We start from the raw sequence: 19270 nt of genomic DNA, 5'->3' as shown, positions 1-19270 counted from the left end.
ATGACCAACTTTTTGTTCCACCCGCCATCCACTCCAAGCTAAAGAGGGAAACGTGTACGAAGGTGCTGTCCAGGAGCTGATCGATGAGCTCGGACGCCTTCCGGGGGTGGGCCCCAAGTCCGCGCAGCGGCTGGCGTTCCACATCCTTGAGGCCGACCCCCAGGACATGAAACGGCTGGTGGAAGCCATCACCACGGTCAAGGAACGGGTGAAGTTCTGCACTGTCTGCGGCAACGTCACCGAGCAGGAGCTGTGCAACATCTGCCGTGACCCGCGCCGCGATCCTGCGGTCATCTGCGTGGTGGAGGAATCCAAGGATGTCCTGGCCGTGGAACGCACGCGTTCCTTCCGCGGGCGGTACCACGTGCTGGGCGGCGCCATCAATCCCATTGCCGGTGTGGGACCGGAACAGCTGCGGATCCGTGAGCTGCTCACGCGGTTGAACGACGGCGAAATCCAGGAAGTGATCATCGCCACCGACCCCAACCTGGAGGGTGAGGCAACGGCCACCTACCTGGCCCGCATGCTCAAGACGATCGGCATCGCCGTGACCCGCCTTGCCTCCGGACTCCCCGTGGGCGGTGACCTGGAGTACGCGGACGAAGTCACCCTGGGCCGTGCCTTCGAGGGCCGGCGCAACGCCCTGGGCTGACGCGTCCCGGACCTAAGCTCTCGGGCTTATTCGGGCCGGATCGTCCCGCGCCATGTCAAGGTTCCGTTTTCTGCGGTATCCCCCTGCCACGATGGCGCCGGCTACCGCGGCCTGGCCAAGGAACCCTACCAAGGCCATGGGCATGCGGGGCTCGTCCCGGCTCCGCGGCTGCCCCTGCACGCACGGCACCTGCCTGGCGTCCGCGGCTTCCTGAAGTGCTGCAGGCACCCACCCCAGGACGTGGCCGGCCTTGTCTACCTCCGCGCCCAGCATCAGGAACAGTACGGGCGGGCTCAGCGCCGGGAGCCACATCAGACGCTCGGTGTGGTATATCTCACTGACCCCGCCGTCGATTTCGGAGCATCGAAACGCCAGGCGGGTTCCGTCGGGCGCCCATTCGACATTGAGCGCCACCGTGACCGGTTCCTCCGCCCGGACCAGGGGCAGCAATGCGATGGCCGCAGCCGGGGCTCCCGCCACAAAGGCAATGCACAGCATCCATCCGGTGGCAGGCGCCAGCCGCCGTCCTCCAGCCCACGCCGAAAGCCCCGCCCCGATGGCGCCAAACACCAGGCACTCCACCAGGACGATGCCGGCCGACACAGCCGCCACGGTGCCTGGGGCCCCCGCAATCCAGGCCTGCACCAGCAGTACACCCAAGACAAGAGCTCCCAAGGCCATCCCCCTCAAGGCGGTGGCCAGCACCGGATTAAGGAGAGAACCTCCTGGACGCCCTGGCCTGGCCCGGAATCGGCCCTCCGCATGCACGCCCCAGATAACAGCCAGGAATGCGGCGGTGGCCGGCATCAGGGCTGAGGCAAGGGAGTAGACCAGCAGGGGTTGGACCAGTGGACTTCCCTCGCCACCCGAGGGCGCCAGCAGGACCACCGCGCCGGTAGCAGCCCAGGTACCCAAGACCGCGGCTGCGACACTGAACCAGAACCGGATTGTCCTAATGCCGGCCAGCCAGTCGGCCAGCACCCGATCCAGGTTTGCCCTGGCAAAGCGAGCACGCGGAAACCCGTGCAGACCGGTATCCGCATCCTCATGGGGGCCAGCCGCGCGGGCGTCATTATCCGTTCCCGGGCCGATCGGTTCGAAAACCGGCTCCTGGTGCAACCCTGCAGCAGGCTTCGGGTCGTCGGCCACCACGGAATCCTCCATGTCTCCAAAGCACTGGACCTGGCCCTGGGCCTGCACCGGTCCGTGCTGCTGCCGGGGGCCGGGCAACTGGTCCAATCGTGGTCCGCCCCGGCCGGTCTGTCCATAGGTCCATGGCCGGTATGTGGTCACAATTCAACGCCGCTCCGGGCACGGCGATAAACTGTCGGAGGAAAGTCGCGCCGTCCCGGCGTCAGGCTGCCTGGCCTCCAGAACTCCAATTGATCCAATGAAGGTACGCGCATGAGTACGCCCACTACCGAAGTGCACAACGCAACGCAGCCGCAGGCCGCCCCCGCCGCCGGCGCGGTGACCAAACAGCTCATCGTGCAGAAATTCGGGGGCTCCTCGGTGGCAGACGCTGACGGGATCAAGCGCGTGGCAAAGCGGGTGGTTGATGCCCAGGAAGCCGGCAACGAGGTTGTAGTGGTGGTCTCGGCCATGGGCGACACCACCGATGAGCTCCTGGACCTTGCTGCGCAGGTGACCGACTCCGCCCCCGCCCGCGAAATGGACATGCTCCTTTCGGCCGGTGAGCGTATTTCCATGGCTCTGCTGGCCATGGCCATCAACAAGCTCGGCGCCTCCGCCCAGTCCTTTACCGGATCGCAGGCAGGCATGATCACCGACGGTATCCACGGCAAGGCCCGGATTATCGACGTCGACCCGCACCGCATCCGCACCGCCCTGGACAAGGGCAACATCGCTATCGTGGCGGGCTTCCAAGGCATGAGCCGGACCACCAACGAAATCACCACGTTGGGCCGCGGCGGTTCTGACACCACGGCAGTGGCGCTGGCGGCAGCCCTCGAGGCCGACGTCTGCGAGATCTACACCGACGTGGACGGCATCTTCACCGCCGATCCGCGCGTGGTGCCGTCAGCCCAGAAGATCGACACCATCTCCAGCGAAGAGATGCTGGAACTCGCCGCATCAGGGGCCAAGATCCTCCACCTGCGCTGCGTGGAATACGCCCGCCGGTTCGGCGTCCCCCTGCACGTCCGTTCCTCATTCAGCCAGCATGAAGGCACCTGGGTCATCCCCAGCGCCGACGACAAGATCACCACTCAAGAGGGAGTTGCCTTGGAGCAGCCAATCATCTCCGGCGTTGCGCATGACCGTTCCGAAGCGAAGGTCACCGTGGTCGGCGTCCCGGACATCCCCGGCAAGGCCGCCGCGATCTTCCAGGTCATCGCCGACGCACACTCCAACATCGACATGATCGTCCAGAACGTTTCCACCCACGGCACGGGCAAGACCGACATCTCCTTCACCCTGCCCATCGTCGAAGGCGCAGACGCCTTGGCCGCCCTTCATGCAGCCCAGGACCAAATTGGCTTCGAGACCATCGAATACAACGAGCAGATTGGCAAGCTCTCCCTGATCGGCGCCGGAATGCGTTCCCACCCGGGAGTCTCCGCCACCTTCTTCAAGGCGCTGTCCGACGCCGGCATCAACATCAACATGATCTCCACCTCCGAGATCCGCATCTCCGTGGTGACGCACGCCGACCTGCTGGATGAGGCCGTGCGCGTGATCCACAAGGCGTTCGACCTGGACACCGAAAGCGAAGCGACCGTCTACGGCGGCACCGGCCGCTAGGCGCATCAAAAAGCCGGGCTGCCTTTCCCTCCGGGGAAGGGCAGCCCGGCTTTCCTGGTTTAGGGTGCGCCTGGGAAGGATCAGCCTTCACGTTCCAGGTCTTCGCGGCGCACCGCGTAGTGATGGCCGGTTGAGTCGGTCTCGACCACGAAATGCGAGAGGTCCTCTTCGGAGGCCTGTTCGAATTCATCGTGTTTGTGCACCACGGGCGTATCAGCGTCCAATCGGGTGGCAGGACCGAAGAAGAAGCGGAGCCGCTCAGTCAGGCCCATGAAACTATCAATCACATGTGCCACTGTTTTCCACCCCCTTCCCGATTGCTCGGGCGAAAGCGCACGTGGCTCCGGCAGGAGCCAGTGCCCTTATCTTAAGCCCGCAGAAGGAAAAAGGCGCCGGTGTGCGGCGGAAGGAAACTCCTAGCGCAGCGAGCGGTCTTCGGGGTTGCGTGGCACCACATAGGTGCTGCCGTCCGGCCTGGTGATGGTTTCCCACTGCTGGGTTTCGGCCTGGCGCTGTGCCAGCAGCCTGCGGTTCTCTTCGGTCATATCGTGCCCCAGGGCGGTGCGGCTTGCGGGGCCGAAAACAGCGCGCAGCTTTCCTGTGGCGCGCATGAAGCGCTGGGAGGCGTTGCCCTTGTCCGCGGACTTGTCCCTGCCCATGAAGAAGTTCCTTCCACTCACCGTCAACCTGCAACAAATGTACACTAATAATTAGTGCACTAACAATGGGAGGACGCATGCGCACCACGACAGCAGAAACGGACAAGGCGGGGCCTGCCGCAGCAGAGCCGGGTGAAGTCCAGGACGAAGACCTGCTGCTGGAACACCAGCTCTGCTTTGCCCTTACAGTCGCTGCCCGAAGCGTGGTGGGGGCCTATAAGCCGGTGCTTGAGAAACTCAACCTCACCCATCCGCAGTACCTGGTGATGCTCTGCCTGTGGGAAGACAGCCCGCGGACGGTGCGGAACATCAGCGAGTCCCTCGCCCAGGAGCCGGCCACCATATCCCCGCTGCTCCGCAGACTGGAGGCAGCGGAGTTGATCACGCGGCGCCGCGCGGACGGAAACGAGCGTGCACTCGCCGTCGAACTGACGCCCAAAGGTGCGGCATTACGGCAGCAGGCCCTGCAGGTGCCGGGGACCATGATGGATCGGCTGGGGCTGACCCGGGACCAGGTCACGGAGCTGCACGCAACCATGATGGGCCTGATCGCCGCCACGTCCCAGTGAGCGGCGGCCAGGACCAGAACCAGCCCCGGCCTGTTGCCAGCGGCACAAGCGACTAGAATAACTGGACCAAGGAGAGGAAGCCCGATGCGTAATTTCCGCATGCTCGCAGCGGTCCTGGCGGTTGGCGCCGGGCTGATTTCCGGTTGCAGCGGCACTCCTGACAATGGCGCATCGGCCTCAACTGCGCCTCCTTCCTCATCCACAGGAAGTTCACCTGCCGCCTCTGCCACTCCCTCCCCCGACACCGAAACCTCGGTAGCGGCACCCGCTCCCGCCACGTCGCAGCCAAGTGCCGGCCCCGGGCAGGGAAACGCGGAACTCGCCATCACGGTGGTGCCGTCCCAGGGCGCGGCCGAACTCGATTACACGCTGGTCTGCGCCTCCGGCACCCCGGCCGCGGAAAGCAGCCACCCCAACGCGGCCGCGGCCTGCGCAGCCCTGAAGGCCAACCCGGGCATCCTGTCACCAACGGAGCCCGGAACGTCCCGGCCGTGCACCCAGCAGTACGGGGGCCCACAAAAAGCCGCGGTCACGGGCATGGTGGACGGTGTAGCGGTGGAATCCTCCTTTGCGCGGAGCAACGGATGCGAAATCAGCGCCTGGGATGCTGCCAAGGATGTGCTGGGTGCTGCCGGTGGAGCCTCTTAAGCCCCTGGCGGCGGAGGACGCGTTGGCGCGGGAAGAAGCCCACATCCGGCGCGTCAGCCGCTACGCCGACCCCTACCTGGCCCGGCGCTCGGCGGGGCAGAAACACCCGGTGGAGGACTTCCTCTTCACCTATTACACCCAGAAGCCAGGCCAGCTGAAGCGCTGGCACCCCGGTGCCGGAGCGGTCCTCACAGGCGGACAGGCAGCCGCCCGACTGGGGTGGAAGCACTACCGGATGCTCGACGACGGCGAACTTGCCTCCCTGGGGCTGGCTGCGGGAAGCACCGCGGTCACCTTCGACCGGCCCGCCTTCCTTGCCGACCGCAAGGAGGCCATGGACTTCGCCGGTATCATCCTCCGCGGGACGGCGGCCAGGCCGGCGCAGTTCGGCTGCTTTGGCCTCCACGAGTGGGCCATGGTGTACCGCCAGGACAAGTTCGACCTACGCCACGAGTATCTGCAGCTGCGCCTGGGAGCGGCCGGCACGGACCGGGTGGTGGAGGACAACAGGATCCGCTGTACCCATTTCGACGCGTTCCGCTTCTACACCCCGGACGCCATCCCACTCAACGAGCACTCCCCCAGCAGGGACACGCAGCGCCACCTGGAGCAGCCGGGCTGCCTGCACGCCAACATGGACCTTTACAAGTGGGCGTACAAGCTGCTGCCGGCGCTGTCCAGCGAACTGGTCATGGACTGCTTTGAACTCTCCTGGCGGATCAGGGCAATGGATATGCAGGCCTCCCCTTACGACCTCGCCGATTGGGGCTACCCCGCCATCCCCATCGAGACGCCCCAGGGCAAGGCAGCTTATGTCGAGCACCAGCGGGCATTCGCCTCGGAAGCGGGGATCCTCCGGGAGCGCCTTGCCGCGGAACTCGGGGCCCTGGCAGACCGGGTGCCACAGTGATCGACCTGACCATCACGATCCGGGAGGACCCCGACGGGCCTGAGCATGTGTTCCGGCTTGTGGCCGCGGACGGCACTCCCGCCGCCGGAACCACACTTCCCGGGCCCGGGGCCGCCCTGGCCGCCTTGGAGCGGTTCGGTGAGGACATCTTTTTCCCGAAACCGGGCCCGCCCAAACTGTGCACCCAGCAGTACGGCGGCCCGCAGGTTGCGGTGGTTACCGGCACCTTCCATGGCCGCCCCGTCAACTCGACCTTCACCCGCACCGACGGATGCGAGATCGCACGGTGGAAGGCCATGGGCCCTCTGCTGGGCGGTACGGCCACCTAGCTTTTGCATTGCCTGGCCTTCCGGGGCAGGAACGGAAAAAGGTCCCGGGCGGCCTGATGACCGCCCGGGACCTCCCCCCATGCTTTCCCGGTCAGGTTCCGGGTACCGCCTGGGCCAGGTCAAGCTGCGGAGCGTCGGCCGGAGCGGGGGCCGGTCCCTGACCCACCTGAACGTTCACCCAGGTTTTGATGCCGTTGCTGCCAAGGCTCAACCGGGAGAGATAGGACCCCTCCTGGAGTCCCGCCCAGCTCAGCGTCGCCGAGGTGGCGGTTCCATTCGGCGCCACGATGGGGTTGGGGTCCACGGTAAGGTTGCCCGCGTCGCCGGCGAAGGTCACAGCCTGGACCGAAGCGGTGGCCGGGCCGTTGTCCGGCGTGGCGTACAGATTGGCCACCACATAGTAGGTGCCGGCCCGCGGCGATTCCAGGTCCAGGAATTCACTGGCCGATGCCGTCGCCACCTGGGTGGGGGTCAGCCCGCCCGACGCGTTCGGTGCGTAAACCACCATGTCCCAGTCGACGTCGTTCGACTGCGCCTGGATACCCAGCCGCGCAAACGAGGCACCGGCCGGCACCTTGACCTGGAGCACGGCGTTGTGCGCGTCGTTCGTGGGTGAGTACTCGCCCGGGGTCTTGGTGATGGCGGTCTGGCTCAGCGGCGCCAGGCCCTCCACGCCGACAGCGATAGGGCTGTCGGAGCCGGAAACGAGCTCCATGGAGCCGCTGCCGGTGCCTGTGGCCGAGCTGAAGGAGAACGACGGGGCAATCTGGGCATCAACCGGCCGGACGGCGATGGGTGACGTCACCGTCCGGGGCCCCTTCCAAGTGAGGCTTCCCGTGCTGAACTTGCCCACCGGTGCGCTGGCGTTCCGGATGGTGACGGTCACTTCACGCGTCTGGCCGGCCTTGGCGAAATTCAGCGCCTTGGGTTCGACGTTGACGTTGAAGCCCGGCATGTTCACCTCGGGGTGGTACATCCCCGGCACCAGTGCAGTGACCTTGCGCTTCACCTGTACTTCTCCCACCAGGCTGCCCAGCGCGATGGAAGGCAGGTTGAGGTCGCGGGCGGCAATGCTGCCCGCCTGCGGGGCACCCGTTTCAACACCCTGGCCGTTCAGGAAGCCCAGCCAATCCTGGATTCCCGAGTCGTAAACCAGTCCGGGATCAAGGACGCGGGTGGAATCAATGTGGCCGGCTCCGCCCTGGAACGGGTCGGTGTTGGGCGAACCATCGGCATTGACCAGCGGGTAGGCGGTAGTCATCATGGCGGACTTCACCATCGCAGGGGTCCACTTGGGCTGCTTGCTGAGGACCAGGGCAGCGAAACCGGCGATGTGCGGTGCGGCCATGGAGGTGCCGGACATGAATCCGAACTGGTCACCGTCGTTGCCGATCGTGGAGACACCCGCCAGGACATTGACGCCCGGAGCGGAAATATCAGGCTTGAGCAGGTCACCGCCGGATGCCAGGGTGGGGCCGCGGGAAGAGAACCCTGCGATCTGCGGTGCCGCGGCCGGAGGCAGGCCGGTCAGGTCGCCCTTGACCAGGCTGACAGTGAGCGCCGGGTTGGCTTCCAGCTTGGACTTCAGTTCCAGGCTATTGGGGGCGTTGACGTGGACGGTGGGGACAACGTGGTTGTCGGCGTCCTCCGAGCTGCTGGTGAGGTTCACCAGGATCATGCCCACACCGCCCTTGTCCAGGACTTCCTGGCTCTTGGCGGTCCGGTCGATGACGCCGCGGTCGCAGACCACAACCTTGCCGGCCACCTTCGCGGCATCGAGGGTACCCGGGCCGCAAAGGTTGGGGTTGGCAGCGCCCGGGGCTGCGGCGGCCGCAGCGAGGACGGCGGGCTTGTCCGCCACTTCGGACTTCATGATGGAAGCACCCCGGTACAGCGATCCGTCGGAGACCTTGACGGTTCCCACCAGGTCGCTGGGGAAGGTGGAAGCAGCCACCGTGGTCAGCCAGGGTGAGGCATGGTTCACGGTGGAGGCTGCAGGACCGGAGTTGCCGGCCGAGGCCGAAACGAAGACACCGGCGGCGGCAGCGTTGAGGAATGCCAGCGCCACGGGGTCGGTGGTGCTGTTGTTGTTGCCGGAGATGGAGTAGTTCAGGACATCGACGCCGTCCTTGATGGCTGCGTCCACGGCTTCAACTGAGGCTGAGGAGTAGCAGCCGCCGGTGTCCGGGTTGGTGTCCTCCCAGCAGATTTTGTACACAGAGACTTTGGCGGCAGGGGCAACGCCGGAGCTCTTTCCGAAGCTGGCTCCGTCGATCACCTGCTCGACGTTGGCGTTGCCGGCTGCCGTGGTGGCGGTGTGGGTGCCGTGGCTGCCAACATCCACCGGGGAAATCTGCTCTTGCGGTGCCCGGTTGCCGGGTGCGACGTACTGCAGGAAGGAATCGGCGAAGTAGCGGGCACCGATGACCTTCGAATTGCAGAGCGAGCCGTCAAATGAGGCTCCGGTGCCCTGGCCTTTTTGGCATTCGCCTTCGAAGGTGCTGCCGTCCGCCTTGAGCATGGCAATCCTGCCGTCGCCGGTGCGGTAGGGAACGCCCACCTGGGGATCACCCTTCAGCGGCTTCACCGGTTCGCCCTGCAGGAATGGGTTGTCCGGGGCGTAACCGGAGTCGATGACGCCTACAACAACGCCCTTGCCGGCATTGGCCTGCCCACCGAACTGCTTGGCCCACGCGCCGTCCGGACCGGTGAGTTTGAGGAAGTCCGTGGTGGTGTAGTCAGGCTTGTTTTCGACGTCGGGCGCCACCACCAGGACGCGGCTGTCCTTGGACAGGGCTGCCGCCTGCGTCGCGGTCAACTGGGCAGTGAACCCGTTCAGGGCCGCGGTGTACTGCTTGGCGGGGCTGATGCCCTGGGCCGCTGCGACGTCACGCTGCTGCTTGCGCAGGTGGGCATCGTAGGCCTGGTAGTTGGGACTGCCGGCGTCGAGCTTCCTGCCCTGCTGTGGCTTCGTGGCTCCCAGTCCGGCAACTCCCCCTTCGTACGCCGCAGCAGCGGGACCAGCGAGTACCACGATGTACCGGCCGTCCTTGAATTGAGTGTCCTTTGCGGTGGAGGAGGCGTTCTCCGCACCCTGGCCGCCGGGTGCCGCGGACGCGGGACCCACTGCCAGGGAGCTAAGGAGAAGGGGCAACCCGACAGCCAGCGCGGCCGCCTTCCGGAGTCCCCCAGCCCGCGAGGGGCTCTTTCCAGTTGATTTCACGTGCAACCCTTTCACGATGTACCGCCCAGCCTTGGTGGGCAGCCCTGACGACTGGAACTGCAGAGGGAATTACAGGTTTTGTAATTTGCTGAGACCAGACTGTTCACAGAGTACAGACTGAGAGCGCGATATGACATAGGGCACATCCGGGAAATTTTCGCTTGTCAAACCGGTGGGCTGCGGGCACGCAAGGCATCGAAACGGGCACGGAATAGGGCGCCCTGAAGGACGCCCTGGCAAGGAGTCAGGATGGCGGGAGCTGCTACTGGCGGGGAGTACGCACCACGTCGCTGATCCACTGCCTGGTCTTTTCGTCCACGGGGCCGGTCACCCGTGTCTCGCGGGCCATGCGGTCCGCCTTTATTTTCTGAAACACCATTCTGCCCAGGCCGGCGAACACCGCCGCAGCAACCACGGGCAACAGCACGGACTTCGAATTCTCAGCCATCCAGCAATCCTAGTGAAGGCCCTCCGGCAACTCCAGAACCCCGCCAACAGCGTCCCCGGGTCCCGGTCCTTACCGGCCTTCCCGCTGCCCAAAACCGCCGAATGCAAAGGGGTGCGCCCGGCCCGGTAGAATGATAGGGCAAGCTCGCGGAGCGCCCGACCTCATGGTGAACCAATGCAGGTGACCACCTGTCCCCAACACCCCGGTACGGCGTGAGACGGCACCACTCCGCTGCGCCCTTACCCAAGCTCACGCACAGGAGTTGCCGGATGCCCCGGATCGTTGTTGACGTCATGCCCAAGCCCGAGATTCTGGACCCGCAGGGGAAGGCTATTGTCGGTGCTCTCCCCCGCCTGGGCTTCACCAGTTTCAGCTCTGTCCGCCAGGGCAAGCGTTTTGAACTGACGGTCGACGGCGAGGTGACCGAGGATATCCTGGCCCAGGCCCGTGATGCCGCAGCGACCCTCCTGTCCAACCCGGTGATCGAGGACGTCGTCAACGTCGAGGTCGTCGAGGCCTGACATGACTGAACTTCCCCTGATCGGCGAAGCCGTCGCCGTCGCCGCGGAGCCGCGCCTCGCCGGCGCCCGGATCGGCGTCGTCACCTTCCCCGGCACTCTTGACGACCGCGACGCTGCCCGCGCCGTCCGCCTCGCCGGCGGCACCGCCGTCGAGCTCTGGCATGGTGACAGCGAACTCGGTGACGTGGACGCCGTCGTCATCCCCGGCGGTTTCTCCTACGGCGACTACCTGCGCGCCGGTGCCATTGCCCGCTTTGCGCCGCTGATGTCCAAGATCATCGACGCCGCCAACTCCGACGCCAAGCTGCCCGTCCTGGGCATCTGCAACGGCTTCCAGATCCTCACCGAATCGCACCTGCTGCCCGGTTCGATGATCAAGAACGACCACCTGAAGTTCCTTTGCCGCGACCAGGTGCTGCGCGTCGAGAACAGCAACACGGCGTGGACGCTGGACTACCAGGCGGGACAGGAGATCACCATCCCGCTGAAGAACCAGGACGGCCAGTACATCGCGGACGAGAAGACCCTTGACGCCCTGGAGGCAGAGGGCCGCGTGGTGTTCCGCTACGTCGGCTTCAACCCCAACGGTTCCCGCCGCGACATCGCCGGCATCTCCAACGCCGCCGGCAACGTGGTGGGCCTCATGCCGCACCCGGAGCACGCCGTGGAACCCGGCTTCGGCCCCGAATCGCTGGACGGCATCGGCGGTTCCGACACCGACGGACTGGGTTTCTTCACCTCCGTACTGAACAACATTGTGGGAGGCGACAAGTGACCACGGAAACCACCAAGAAGTTCAACATCGACACCGTCGAGCACGCGGCGAAGACCCCGGACACCGAACTGCCCTGGGCCGAGCTCGGCCTGAAGCAGAACGAGTTCGACGAGATCGTCAAGGTCCTGGGCCGCCGCCCCACCGGCGCCGAGCTGGCCATGTACTCCGTCATGTGGAGCGAGCACTGCTCCTACAAGTCCTCCAAGAACCACCTGCGCCAGTTCGGCCAGAAGGTCACCGAGGAAATGAAGAAGGACATGCTGGTGGGCATCGGCGAAAACGCCGGCGTGACCAACCTGGGGGACGGCTGGGCCGTGACCTTCAAGATCGAATCGCACAACTCGCCGTCGTTCGTTGAGCCCTACCAGGGTGCGGCAACCGGCATTGGCGGCATTGTCCGGGACATCATCTCGATGGGCGCCCGCCCCGTGGCCGTGATGGACCCGCTGCGCTTCGGCGCCATCGACCACCCGGACACCGCCCGCGTCATGCACGGCGCCGTTGCAGGCATCGGTGGCTACGGCAACTCGCTGGGCCTGCCGAACATCGGCGGCGAGATGGTGTTCGACTCCGTCTACCAGGGCAACCCGCTGGTCAACGCCCTGGCTGTCGGCGTCATGCGCCACGAGGACATCCGCCTGGCCAACGCCTCCGGCAAGGGCAACAAAGTGGTCCTGTTCGGTGCGCGTACCGGCGGCGACGGCATCGGCGGCGCCTCGGTGCTGGCCTCCGAGTCCTTCGACGACACCAAGCCCTCCAAGCGCCCCGCCGTCCAGGTGGGCGACCCGTTCGCCGAGAAGGTCCTCATCGAATGCTGCCTCGAGCTCTTCAAGGGGTCGCTGGTGGAAGGCATCCAGGACCTCGGCGCGGCAGGCATCTCCTGTGCCACGTCCGAGCTCGCCTCCAACGGCGACGGCGGCATGCAGGTTGAGCTCACCTCCGTCCTGCTGCGCGACCCCACCCTGACACCGGGCGAAATCCTGATGTCCGAGTCGCAGGAACGCATGATGGCCGTTGTCACGCCGGAGAACGTGGAAGCGTTCGAGGCCGTGATGGACAAGTGGGCCGTGGAGTACTCCTGGCTCGGCGAGGTCACTGACACCGGCCGCCTGATCATCACCTGGGAAGGCGACGTGATTGTCGACGTCGATCCCCGCACCGTGGCGCACGACGGTCCGGTCTACGACCGCCCGTTTGCCCGTCCCGAGTGGCAGGATTCCGTCCAGGCTGACACCTTCACCGGGTCCGTCCAGGATGCCGGGCGTCCGGCCGCTCCGGCTGAGCTCGCTGCCGCTGTGACTGAACTCGTGGCATCGCCGAACATGTGCTCCAAGTCCTGGATCACCAACCAGTACGACCGGTACGTGGGCGGCAATACCTCCATGGCATTCCCGGACGACGCCGGCGTGGTCCGCGTGGACGAGGAAACCGGGCTGGGCGTTGCCCTGGCCACGGACGCCAATGGCCGCTACACCTACCTCGATCCGTACCACGGCGCACAGCTGGCACTGGCCGAGGCCTACCGCAACGTCGCCACCGCAGGCGCCATCCCCATGGCTGTCAGCGACTGCCTGAACTTCGGCTCCCCCGAGGATCCGGACGTCATGTGGCAGCTCGCGGAGGCCATCCGCGGCCTGTCCGACGCCTGCATGGTGCTGGGCATCCCGGTCACCGGCGGCAACGTCTCGCTCTACAACCAGACGGGCACCACGCCGATCCACCCCTCCCCCGTGGTGGCGGTCCTGGGCAAGCTCGACGACGTCGCGCGCCGCACGCCGTCGGGCTGGCGTGAGGACGGCCAGGCCATCTACCTCCTGGGCACCACGGATGCCGAGCTGGACGGTTCCGAATGGGCCAACATGCGCGGACACTTGGGCGGCCAGCCGCCCCAGGTGGACCTCGAAGCCGAACGCGCGCTGGGTGAGATCCTGATCAACGCATCCCGCGACGGCATGATCGACTCCGCGCACGACCTCTCCGAAGGCGGCCTCGCGGCCGCGCTGGTGGAGTCCTCGCTGCGCTACGGCGTGGGTGCCCGCATCGCGCTGCAGGATGTCATGGACCGGGACGGCGTGGACCTGTTCACGGCGCTCTTCTCCGAGTCGCAGGGCCGCGCCGTTGTGGGCGTCCCGCGCTCCGAGGAGGTCCGCTTCACGGACATGTGCACTGCCCGCGGCTTCGCCCACACCCGCATCGGCGTGGTGGATGCAGCCAGCGGCAAACTGGAAATCAACGGCGTGGAGGCCCTGTCCCTGGACGCCCTCCGCGAAGCCCACGAAGGGACGCTGCCGAAATACTTCGGCTGATCCCCACCACCACCCTCGCGGCGTGGGCCCACCCATCGATTGCTCCGTACCTGTCGTTTTGACCTCTCAGAACGACAAGTGCGGAGCATTCGATGGTTAACGGCCTTTTCGCCACCCCGCCTGAATCAAAGCCGTCCGGATTTTGACGACGGCGGGCTTGGCGTCGTTGAGCATGTGGCGCTTGGAGATCCGGACTTCGGTCCAGCCGAGGGCGGCATAGCGCTCTGACCGGTCGATGTCCCGCACAATCTGCCCCTCTTCGCCGTGGTGTTCTCCTTCGTACTCGATGCCGATGCGGTACTTCCGGTAGCTCAGGTCCGGCTCATGATGGCGTACCCCATCCCCAGAAACGATGGGCACATTCAGTTCCGGTTCGGGCAGGCCCGCCCGAACCAAGGCGAGCCGCAGCAACGTCTCCTGCGGCGAATCGGCCCCCACCCGGACGAGCTCTAGGGCCTCTTTGGCCTTGCGGAGTCCCCGCTTGCCTTTGTGCCGCTCGATCACCCGCTCAAGATCCGCGATGGAGCAGAGCGGCATGTCCCGGCCCTCGAGCTCCGGCCTGGGCACTCGTACACAGGAGTCCCCCATGGCCACGATTTCATCCACGGACAGTATTTCCGCCATGTCCAGCCAGGTGCGCTCAGGGGTGGTGACGGGAAGTCCGTCCACCAACATCACCTCGTCGTCGAAGAGCTTCATCCGGTGGACGATGACGTACGGGCGCGCAAGATGTGCTGCGCCTTCGGGTCGGATGAGGTGGTAGACCTCGGGGCTTTCGGTCTGCCGGCGCTGCGGCAGGCCAATGAGCTCCGCGGCGGTTAAATGCGATGCGGCGCATCGCTCGTTGACTTCGATAAAAGGCCGGACCCGCACGCTTAAGGGAAGTGCCGCCGTCGCGCCTTCCATCCTGATGCCTCGGCCGAAGCGCTCCAAGGAACCGTGCCGCCAGCGACGCGGCGATATTCCGGCGAGCGAGGCGTCAACGAGGGTGAAGGGACGGCCGCGGAGTTCATCCGGTAATGAGCGTGGGGTCTTCATCGGTCAATAAGACCAAAACCGGGCAAAGACCGCAGAAGTTATCCACACCCCTCATCGATTGCTGAGCAGATGTCTTTTTGCGGCATGAAAACGACAGCTGCTCAGCAGTCGATAAGGGTTAGTCCTCGCTGTGAAGCTCGCGCTGGCGGACGCTGAGCAGTTCGATCTCCGGCCTGCCCGCCACGAAGCGTTCGACAGCGGCCAGCACCTCCACGAGGTGCCGGCGGTCGGCTGCCACCAGCCCAACACCGAGCTGGGTACGCCGGTACTGGCTGTGGTCCCCCACCTCGGCCACGGAGACCTCAAAGCGGCGTTTGAGCTCAGCCAGGAGGGGCCGCACTACCGAGCGTTTCTCCTTCAGGCTGTGCACGTCGCCCAGGAGGATGTCGAACTCACTCCACCCAATCCACATGTCTCATGCTATCGAGTGCTCCGTACCTGCCGTTTAGGACGGCCAGAACGACAGGTACGGAGCAATCGATGGGGTTAGATGGTGAGCTCGCCCATCAGGTCCCAGCCTTCGCCGTCGAGCTGGCGGCTGATGATCCGGGGCGTTTCGGCGAGCGCCTGCGGCATGTCGGCCATGGCCTTCTTGAAGTGCCCGCTGTTGACGTGGTCCCCTGCGGCGTCGTCCTTGAACGCCTCCACCAGGACGAACTCGTTGGGATCATCCACGCTGCGGGACCAGTCGAACCACAGGTTGCCCGGCTCCCCGCGCGTGGCCCGGGTGAAGTCCCCCACCAGATCGAGCCAGCGCTCCGACCATTCAGGCTTGACCTTGAACTTGACGACGATAAAAATCACTGGGACGTTCCTTCCGCGGCGAGACTGCGTGCCCCTTCAATGTACCGGGAAGTAACGTAGCGCTGCGCCGCGCGGGTGACTATGCCGCCGGCGGCATAGAACCAGTTGGCAGGCTTGCTGAAGGCGCGGATCCTCAGCCACACCTCCCCGTGGCTGTTGATCTCCACTTCGAAGGATTCCTCCCCCAGGGCAGGATGCCCCGGCAGGGTCCCGTAACCAAAACCGGCGGACTGGGGAACACCCTCCGGCGCCGGCTCCCGTGCCCACACCACCTGGCAGGGCGCGGGCAGGCGGAAGGGTCCGACGCCGAATCCGCTCACCACGTGCGCCCCCGGCACTGCCCTCGGCGAATCGGCGCGGACACGCAGCCCTGCCCGCCGCTGCAGTTCCCAGCCGAGGATGCCGTCCGCCACCCGCCGGTAGACGTCCAGTCCGGCGCCAAGGCGCGCTTCCTCCAGGACGTGGCCATACCCCTGCGGGGCGCTGCCGTGCTCCGTGCCGCCGATTCCCGGATAGTTGAGCTTTCCCGCGTCAGTCATTGCCGCCTGCCCTTTCGAGGCGTGCCCACCCCAGTTGCTCCTGCTGCTTCCGGCTCAAGCCTGACACCACCAGGTCGTACGAGTCCTCCACCATGTCACGGACCATCCCGTCCGGCAGCGAGCCGTCGAGGCGCACGCCATTCCAGTGGGTCTTGTTCATGTGCCATGCTCCGGTGATCGCAGGGTGCACCGCGCGCAGTTGCACGGCCAGGGCCGGTTCGCACTTCAGGTTCACGTAAAAGTCGCGTTCGTCCATGGAGGACAAGGCAAACAACTTGGCCTCGTGGCGGGCTCCGCCGGCAACGTGCGCCCGTACCTTGAACACCGAGGTCTCCGGCCCGAACGGAAAATCCTCATAAGCTCCCGGAAACGAAAGGCAGATCTCCCGCAGCGCACTTGGGTCCATAAGGGAAGCCTATAAAGCGGACCTGCGCGGTGCTAGTCTGCGAGGATGTCACACGACCAGGGAGCCATACCTGTTCTGGATCTAAGTTCCGCACGGCAGCCATACGGCACCTTCAGCCAGGAATTCATCGAACAGCTGCGGCACGCCACCCATGACGTCGGGTTCTTCCAGGTGACAGGCTACGGTGGCCGGCCGGGCCAGGCCGAACAGCTTTTGGATACCATCCGCCGCTTCTTTGACCTTCCGCTTGAGGAGCGGATGAAGCTGGACAACCGCCTGTCCCCCCACTTCCGTGGGTACACGCGCATGGGCACGGAGGTCACCCAGGGCCGTGCGGACGCCCGTGAGCAGATCGACTATTCACCGGAGCTCCAGCCGGTGAAGGACTATCCGGACGAACAGCCCTACTGGCTCCTGCAGGGCCCCAACCTTTGGCCTGATGAAGCCTTCCCCGAACTGAGGCCTGCTGCCATGGAATGGGCGGAGCTGATGTCCGGGGTGGGCATGGAACTGTTGAGGGCCATCGCCGTTTCGCTGCAGCTGCCCGAAGACTACTTCGACGAACCCTTCCGGGATTCACCGGCCTGGATGGGCAAGCTGGTGCACTACGTGGGCGGCGTAGTGGAGGCGGCCGGAGACCAGGGTGTGGGCTCGCACGCGGACTACGGCTTCGTGACCCTCCTGCTGCAGGACGACGTGGGCGGCCTGGAAGTGCTGCCGCCCGGCACCAGCGAGTGGCTGCCTGTGGAGCCCCTTCCGGGAGCGCTGGTGGTGAACCTTGGCGAGATGCTTGAAGTTGCCACGGAGGGATACCTCGCAGCCACCATCCACCGCGTCCAGGCGCCGCCGCCCGGCGTCGACCGTTACTCGGTGCCGTTCTTCTGGTCGCCCCGGCTTGACGCGGTCATCGAACCGGTCCCGCTGGCTCCGGAACTGAAGGCGGCAGCCCGGGGCATCACGGACGATCCGGATAACCCGCTCCTGGCATCCTTCGGCCTCAACATGCTCAAGGGCCGGATGCGGGCCCACCCGGACGTGACCGAACGGCACTATCCGGACCTGATGAAGCGTTAAAGGTTGTATTTCCAGGCGAGCTGCGCGGGGCAGGCGTTCATCACCACATCCAAACCGGCAGCCTTGGCGCGTTCCGCGGCCGCCTCGTCGAGGACCCCCAACTGCAGCCACACCGCTTTCGCCCCCACGGCGATGGCCTGGTCCACCACGCTGCCCACCTTCTGCGAGTTCACAAAGCAATCCACGACGTCGATGGGCTGCTTTTCCGGCGGGATGTCCCCGAGGGTGCGGTAGCCGGTTTCGCCGTGGACGGGGTCGCCGGGCAGGTTGACGGGGATGATTTCCATGCCGAGCCGGTCACGGATCATCAGCGACACATCATAGGCGGAGCGCCACTCATTGGTGGTGAGTCCGACGATTGCCCAGCGGCCCTTGGTTCGCAGAAGGCGTTCGATGACTGCAGGATCGTTCGTGTGGCCCATCGCAACAGACTACGCTTCCGCCCAAGCAGCAGGCATTCATCGAATAAAAGAACGATGACTAGAAGCAGAAGGAGGTGTGAACGAATATTACGCAGCTCCAGCGAGAGTTTGCTCTCGCAGATTCATTGCTGTGTAGTGGTCTTTGACCATCCCGAGCGGCCGAGAGACCTGGATCGATGACGCCGCAGCAACCCTGGTCGCCGGACGCTCCCCAACAGCCCCGGTGATAGCAAGGATTCCAGCCACAGGCGTCCGGAGCTGACCACTCCGGCGAAGGCTGCCTCCGTAGGGTGCTACTGCCAGGACCGATGGAGTGATCCTATGACTGCAGTTTTGTCGCCCCCGCCTGCCGGGGCCGGCGCCGCCACCTCCGCCCATGCCCCTGCCCTTCCGGTGTCCTTCCGGGGCCTGCGCCGCACGTTCGGCACCGGCTCCGCAGCCCGGACCGTCCTGCGGGACGTGACCTTTGATGTTGCAGCCGGCGAAGTACTCGCCATCCTGGGACCCTCCGGCTGCGGAAAATCCACGCTCCTGCGCGCCACGGCCGGCCTGGACCACCCCAGCGCCGGCTCCGTCGTCATCGAGGACACCCCCGTGCACGGCATCGACCCGCGGTGCGCCTTCGCATTCCAGGAACCCCGGCTCCTGCCCTGGCACACGCTGCAGGCCAACGTGGCCATCGGGCTGCCGGCCGGATGCAGTGCAAAGGAGGGCAAAGCCAAGGTGGCCCGGCTGCTGGAACTAGTGGGGCTGGAAAACTTCGCCAAGCACCGCCCCCGCGAGGTGTCGGGCGGGATGGCGCAGCGTGCGTCACTGGCGCGGGCGCTGGCCCGGAACCCGGGCGTCCTGTTGCTCGATGAGCCCTTCGGTGCCCTCGACGCCCTTACCCGGATCAAGATGCAGGACCTGCTCCTGGATATCCACCGGGCAGAGCCCACCACCGTCCTGCTGGTCACTCACGACGTGGATGAAGCCCTTCAGCTGGCAGACCGCATCATCGTGCTTGGGGCTGATGCCGCCGGAGAGGGCGCATCGATCGCCAGGACTGTTGAGGTGCCCGGCAGCCGTCCCCGGGGGCGCGCCTCAGCCGAACTCGCCCTCATGCGGGCTTCCCTGCTGGAAACGCTCGGCGTGGACGGGCACTAATCCCGCTGACGGCCAAGCCACTGACAGGCACGCCGCCG

The 19270-nt window shown here is 65.7% G+C and carries 22 protein-coding genes; 11 read left to right on the top strand and 11 right to left on the bottom strand.

Going from position 1 to position 19270, the window contains the following annotated elements; genetic code table 11:
* Positions 1-52: 52 nt before the first annotated feature.
* The gene (gene recR, locus FBY36_RS11965) at positions 53-652 is read left to right on the top strand and encodes a recombination mediator RecR (RefSeq protein ID WP_141158226.1); all 600 of its coding nucleotides are present in this window, start codon (positions 53-55) and stop codon (positions 650-652) included.
* A 12-nt stretch (positions 653-664) separates the two neighbouring features.
* Here recR and FBY36_RS11960 read toward each other — a convergent pair whose 3' ends face one another.
* Entirely contained in the window at positions 665-1891 is a 1227-nt protein-coding gene (locus FBY36_RS11960) for a hypothetical protein (RefSeq protein WP_142119669.1), read from the bottom strand.
* Between the two features lie 165 nt (positions 1892-2056).
* Here FBY36_RS11960 and FBY36_RS11955 point away from each other — a divergent pair, with 165 nt between their 5' ends.
* Positions 2057-3415 (top strand): aspartate kinase, encoded by a 1359-nt coding sequence (locus FBY36_RS11955; protein ID WP_142119667.1) that lies wholly within the window; start codon positions 2057-2059, stop codon positions 3413-3415.
* A gap of 80 nt (positions 3416-3495) precedes the next feature.
* On the opposite strand, the gene FBY36_RS11950 is transcribed toward FBY36_RS11955, so the two are convergent.
* A complete protein-coding gene (locus FBY36_RS11950; protein WP_142119665.1) occupies positions 3496-3711 on the bottom strand; it encodes a hypothetical protein in 216 nt (71 codons plus the stop codon).
* 120 nt (positions 3712-3831) lie between these two features.
* A complete protein-coding gene (locus FBY36_RS11945) occupies positions 3832-4074 on the bottom strand; it encodes a hypothetical protein (protein ID WP_142119663.1) in 243 nt (80 codons plus the stop codon).
* 77 nt (positions 4075-4151) lie between these two features.
* On the opposite strand from FBY36_RS11945, the gene FBY36_RS11940 reads away from it, so the two are divergent.
* The 4 genes from FBY36_RS11940 to FBY36_RS11925 all read left to right on the top strand — a co-directional run bounded on the left by FBY36_RS11940 (position 4152) and on the right by FBY36_RS11925 (position 6530).
* The gene (locus FBY36_RS11940) at positions 4152-4643 is read left to right on the top strand and encodes a MarR family winged helix-turn-helix transcriptional regulator (protein WP_235008810.1); all 492 of its coding nucleotides are present in this window, start codon (positions 4152-4154) and stop codon (positions 4641-4643) included.
* An 84-nt stretch (positions 4644-4727) separates the two neighbouring features.
* Entirely contained in the window at positions 4728-5291 is a 564-nt protein-coding gene (locus tag FBY36_RS11935) for an SSI family serine proteinase inhibitor (protein ID WP_142119661.1), read from the top strand.
* Positions 5260-6201, top strand: a complete 942-nt coding sequence (locus FBY36_RS11930; protein WP_142119660.1) for a 3-methyladenine DNA glycosylase — start codon at positions 5260-5262, stop codon at positions 6199-6201. The genes FBY36_RS11935 and FBY36_RS11930 overlap by 32 nt, the downstream gene beginning before the upstream one ends.
* Positions 6198-6530 carry a serine protease inhibitor gene (locus FBY36_RS11925; RefSeq protein ID WP_142119658.1) on the top strand — a complete coding sequence of 111 codons (333 nt, stop codon included), beginning with the start codon at positions 6198-6200 and terminating at the stop codon, positions 6528-6530. The genes FBY36_RS11930 and FBY36_RS11925 overlap by 4 nt, the downstream gene beginning before the upstream one ends.
* A 91-nt stretch (positions 6531-6621) precedes the next feature.
* Here FBY36_RS11925 and FBY36_RS11920 read toward each other — a convergent pair whose 3' ends face one another.
* Positions 6622-9753, bottom strand: a complete 3132-nt coding sequence (locus FBY36_RS11920) for a S8 family serine peptidase (protein WP_200830482.1) — start codon at positions 9751-9753, stop codon at positions 6622-6624.
* A gap of 262 nt (positions 9754-10015) precedes the next feature.
* The gene (locus FBY36_RS11915; protein WP_142119656.1) at positions 10016-10201 is read right to left on the bottom strand and encodes a hypothetical protein; all 186 of its coding nucleotides are present in this window, start codon (positions 10199-10201) and stop codon (positions 10016-10018) included.
* A gap of 269 nt (positions 10202-10470) precedes the next feature.
* Between FBY36_RS11915 and purS the strand changes: the two genes are divergently transcribed.
* The 3 genes from purS to purL are packed head-to-tail and all read left to right on the top strand — an operon-like array spanning position 10471 to position 13803.
* Positions 10471-10722 carry a phosphoribosylformylglycinamidine synthase subunit PurS gene (gene purS / locus FBY36_RS11910; protein ID WP_050056479.1) on the top strand — a complete coding sequence of 84 codons (252 nt, stop codon included), beginning with the start codon at positions 10471-10473 and terminating at the stop codon, positions 10720-10722.
* A gap of 1 nt (position 10723) precedes the next feature.
* Entirely contained in the window at positions 10724-11497 is a 774-nt protein-coding gene (gene purQ / locus FBY36_RS11905; RefSeq protein WP_142119654.1) for a phosphoribosylformylglycinamidine synthase subunit PurQ, read from the top strand.
* A complete protein-coding gene (gene purL, locus FBY36_RS11900) occupies positions 11494-13803 on the top strand; it encodes a phosphoribosylformylglycinamidine synthase subunit PurL (RefSeq protein WP_142119643.1) in 2310 nt (769 codons plus the stop codon). The genes purQ and purL overlap by 4 nt, the downstream gene beginning before the upstream one ends.
* Positions 13804-13899: 96 nt before the next feature.
* On the opposite strand, the gene FBY36_RS11895 is transcribed toward purL, so the two are convergent.
* The 5 genes from FBY36_RS11895 to FBY36_RS11875 all read right to left on the bottom strand — a co-directional run bounded on the left by FBY36_RS11895 (position 13900) and on the right by FBY36_RS11875 (position 16590).
* Complete coding sequence (locus tag FBY36_RS11895; protein WP_235008809.1) at positions 13900-14841, bottom strand: hypothetical protein; 942 nt, start codon at positions 14839-14841, stop codon at positions 13900-13902.
* Positions 14842-14959: 118 nt separating this feature from the next.
* On the bottom strand, positions 14960-15253 hold the full coding sequence (locus FBY36_RS11890; protein WP_142119641.1) for a DUF503 domain-containing protein: 294 nt from the start codon (positions 15251-15253) through the stop codon (positions 14960-14962).
* 74 nt (positions 15254-15327) lie between these two features.
* Positions 15328-15645 (bottom strand): putative quinol monooxygenase, encoded by a 318-nt coding sequence (locus FBY36_RS11885; RefSeq protein ID WP_142119639.1) that lies wholly within the window; start codon positions 15643-15645, stop codon positions 15328-15330.
* The gene (locus FBY36_RS11880; protein WP_142119637.1) at positions 15642-16184 is read right to left on the bottom strand and encodes a DUF1990 family protein; all 543 of its coding nucleotides are present in this window, start codon (positions 16182-16184) and stop codon (positions 15642-15644) included. Before FBY36_RS11880 ends, FBY36_RS11885 begins: the two co-directional genes overlap by 4 nt.
* A complete protein-coding gene (locus FBY36_RS11875; protein WP_142119635.1) occupies positions 16177-16590 on the bottom strand; it encodes an MmcQ/YjbR family DNA-binding protein in 414 nt (137 codons plus the stop codon). The genes FBY36_RS11880 and FBY36_RS11875 overlap by 8 nt, the downstream gene beginning before the upstream one ends.
* A gap of 45 nt (positions 16591-16635) precedes the next feature.
* Here FBY36_RS11875 and FBY36_RS11870 point away from each other — a divergent pair, with 45 nt between their 5' ends.
* The gene (locus FBY36_RS11870) at positions 16636-17664 is read left to right on the top strand and encodes an isopenicillin N synthase family dioxygenase (protein WP_142119633.1); all 1029 of its coding nucleotides are present in this window, start codon (positions 16636-16638) and stop codon (positions 17662-17664) included.
* Here FBY36_RS11870 and FBY36_RS11865 read toward each other — a convergent pair.
* The gene (locus FBY36_RS11865; protein ID WP_142119631.1) at positions 17661-18086 is read right to left on the bottom strand and encodes a CoA-binding protein; all 426 of its coding nucleotides are present in this window, start codon (positions 18084-18086) and stop codon (positions 17661-17663) included. The genes FBY36_RS11870 and FBY36_RS11865 overlap by 4 nt on opposite strands.
* Before the next feature lie 321 nt (positions 18087-18407).
* Between FBY36_RS11865 and FBY36_RS11860 the strand changes: the two genes are divergently transcribed.
* Positions 18408-19232 carry an ABC transporter ATP-binding protein gene (locus FBY36_RS11860; RefSeq protein ID WP_142119629.1) on the top strand — a complete coding sequence of 275 codons (825 nt, stop codon included), beginning with the start codon at positions 18408-18410 and terminating at the stop codon, positions 19230-19232.
* Positions 19233-19270 lie beyond the last annotated feature (38 nt).

Origin of the sequence: Arthrobacter sp. SLBN-122 (assembly GCF_006715165.1) — a bacterium.
Classification (GTDB): Bacteria; Actinomycetota; Actinomycetes; order Actinomycetales; family Micrococcaceae; genus Arthrobacter.
Note: the sequence above shows the minus strand (reverse complement) of the source record. Positions and strands in the feature narration are given on the sequence as shown.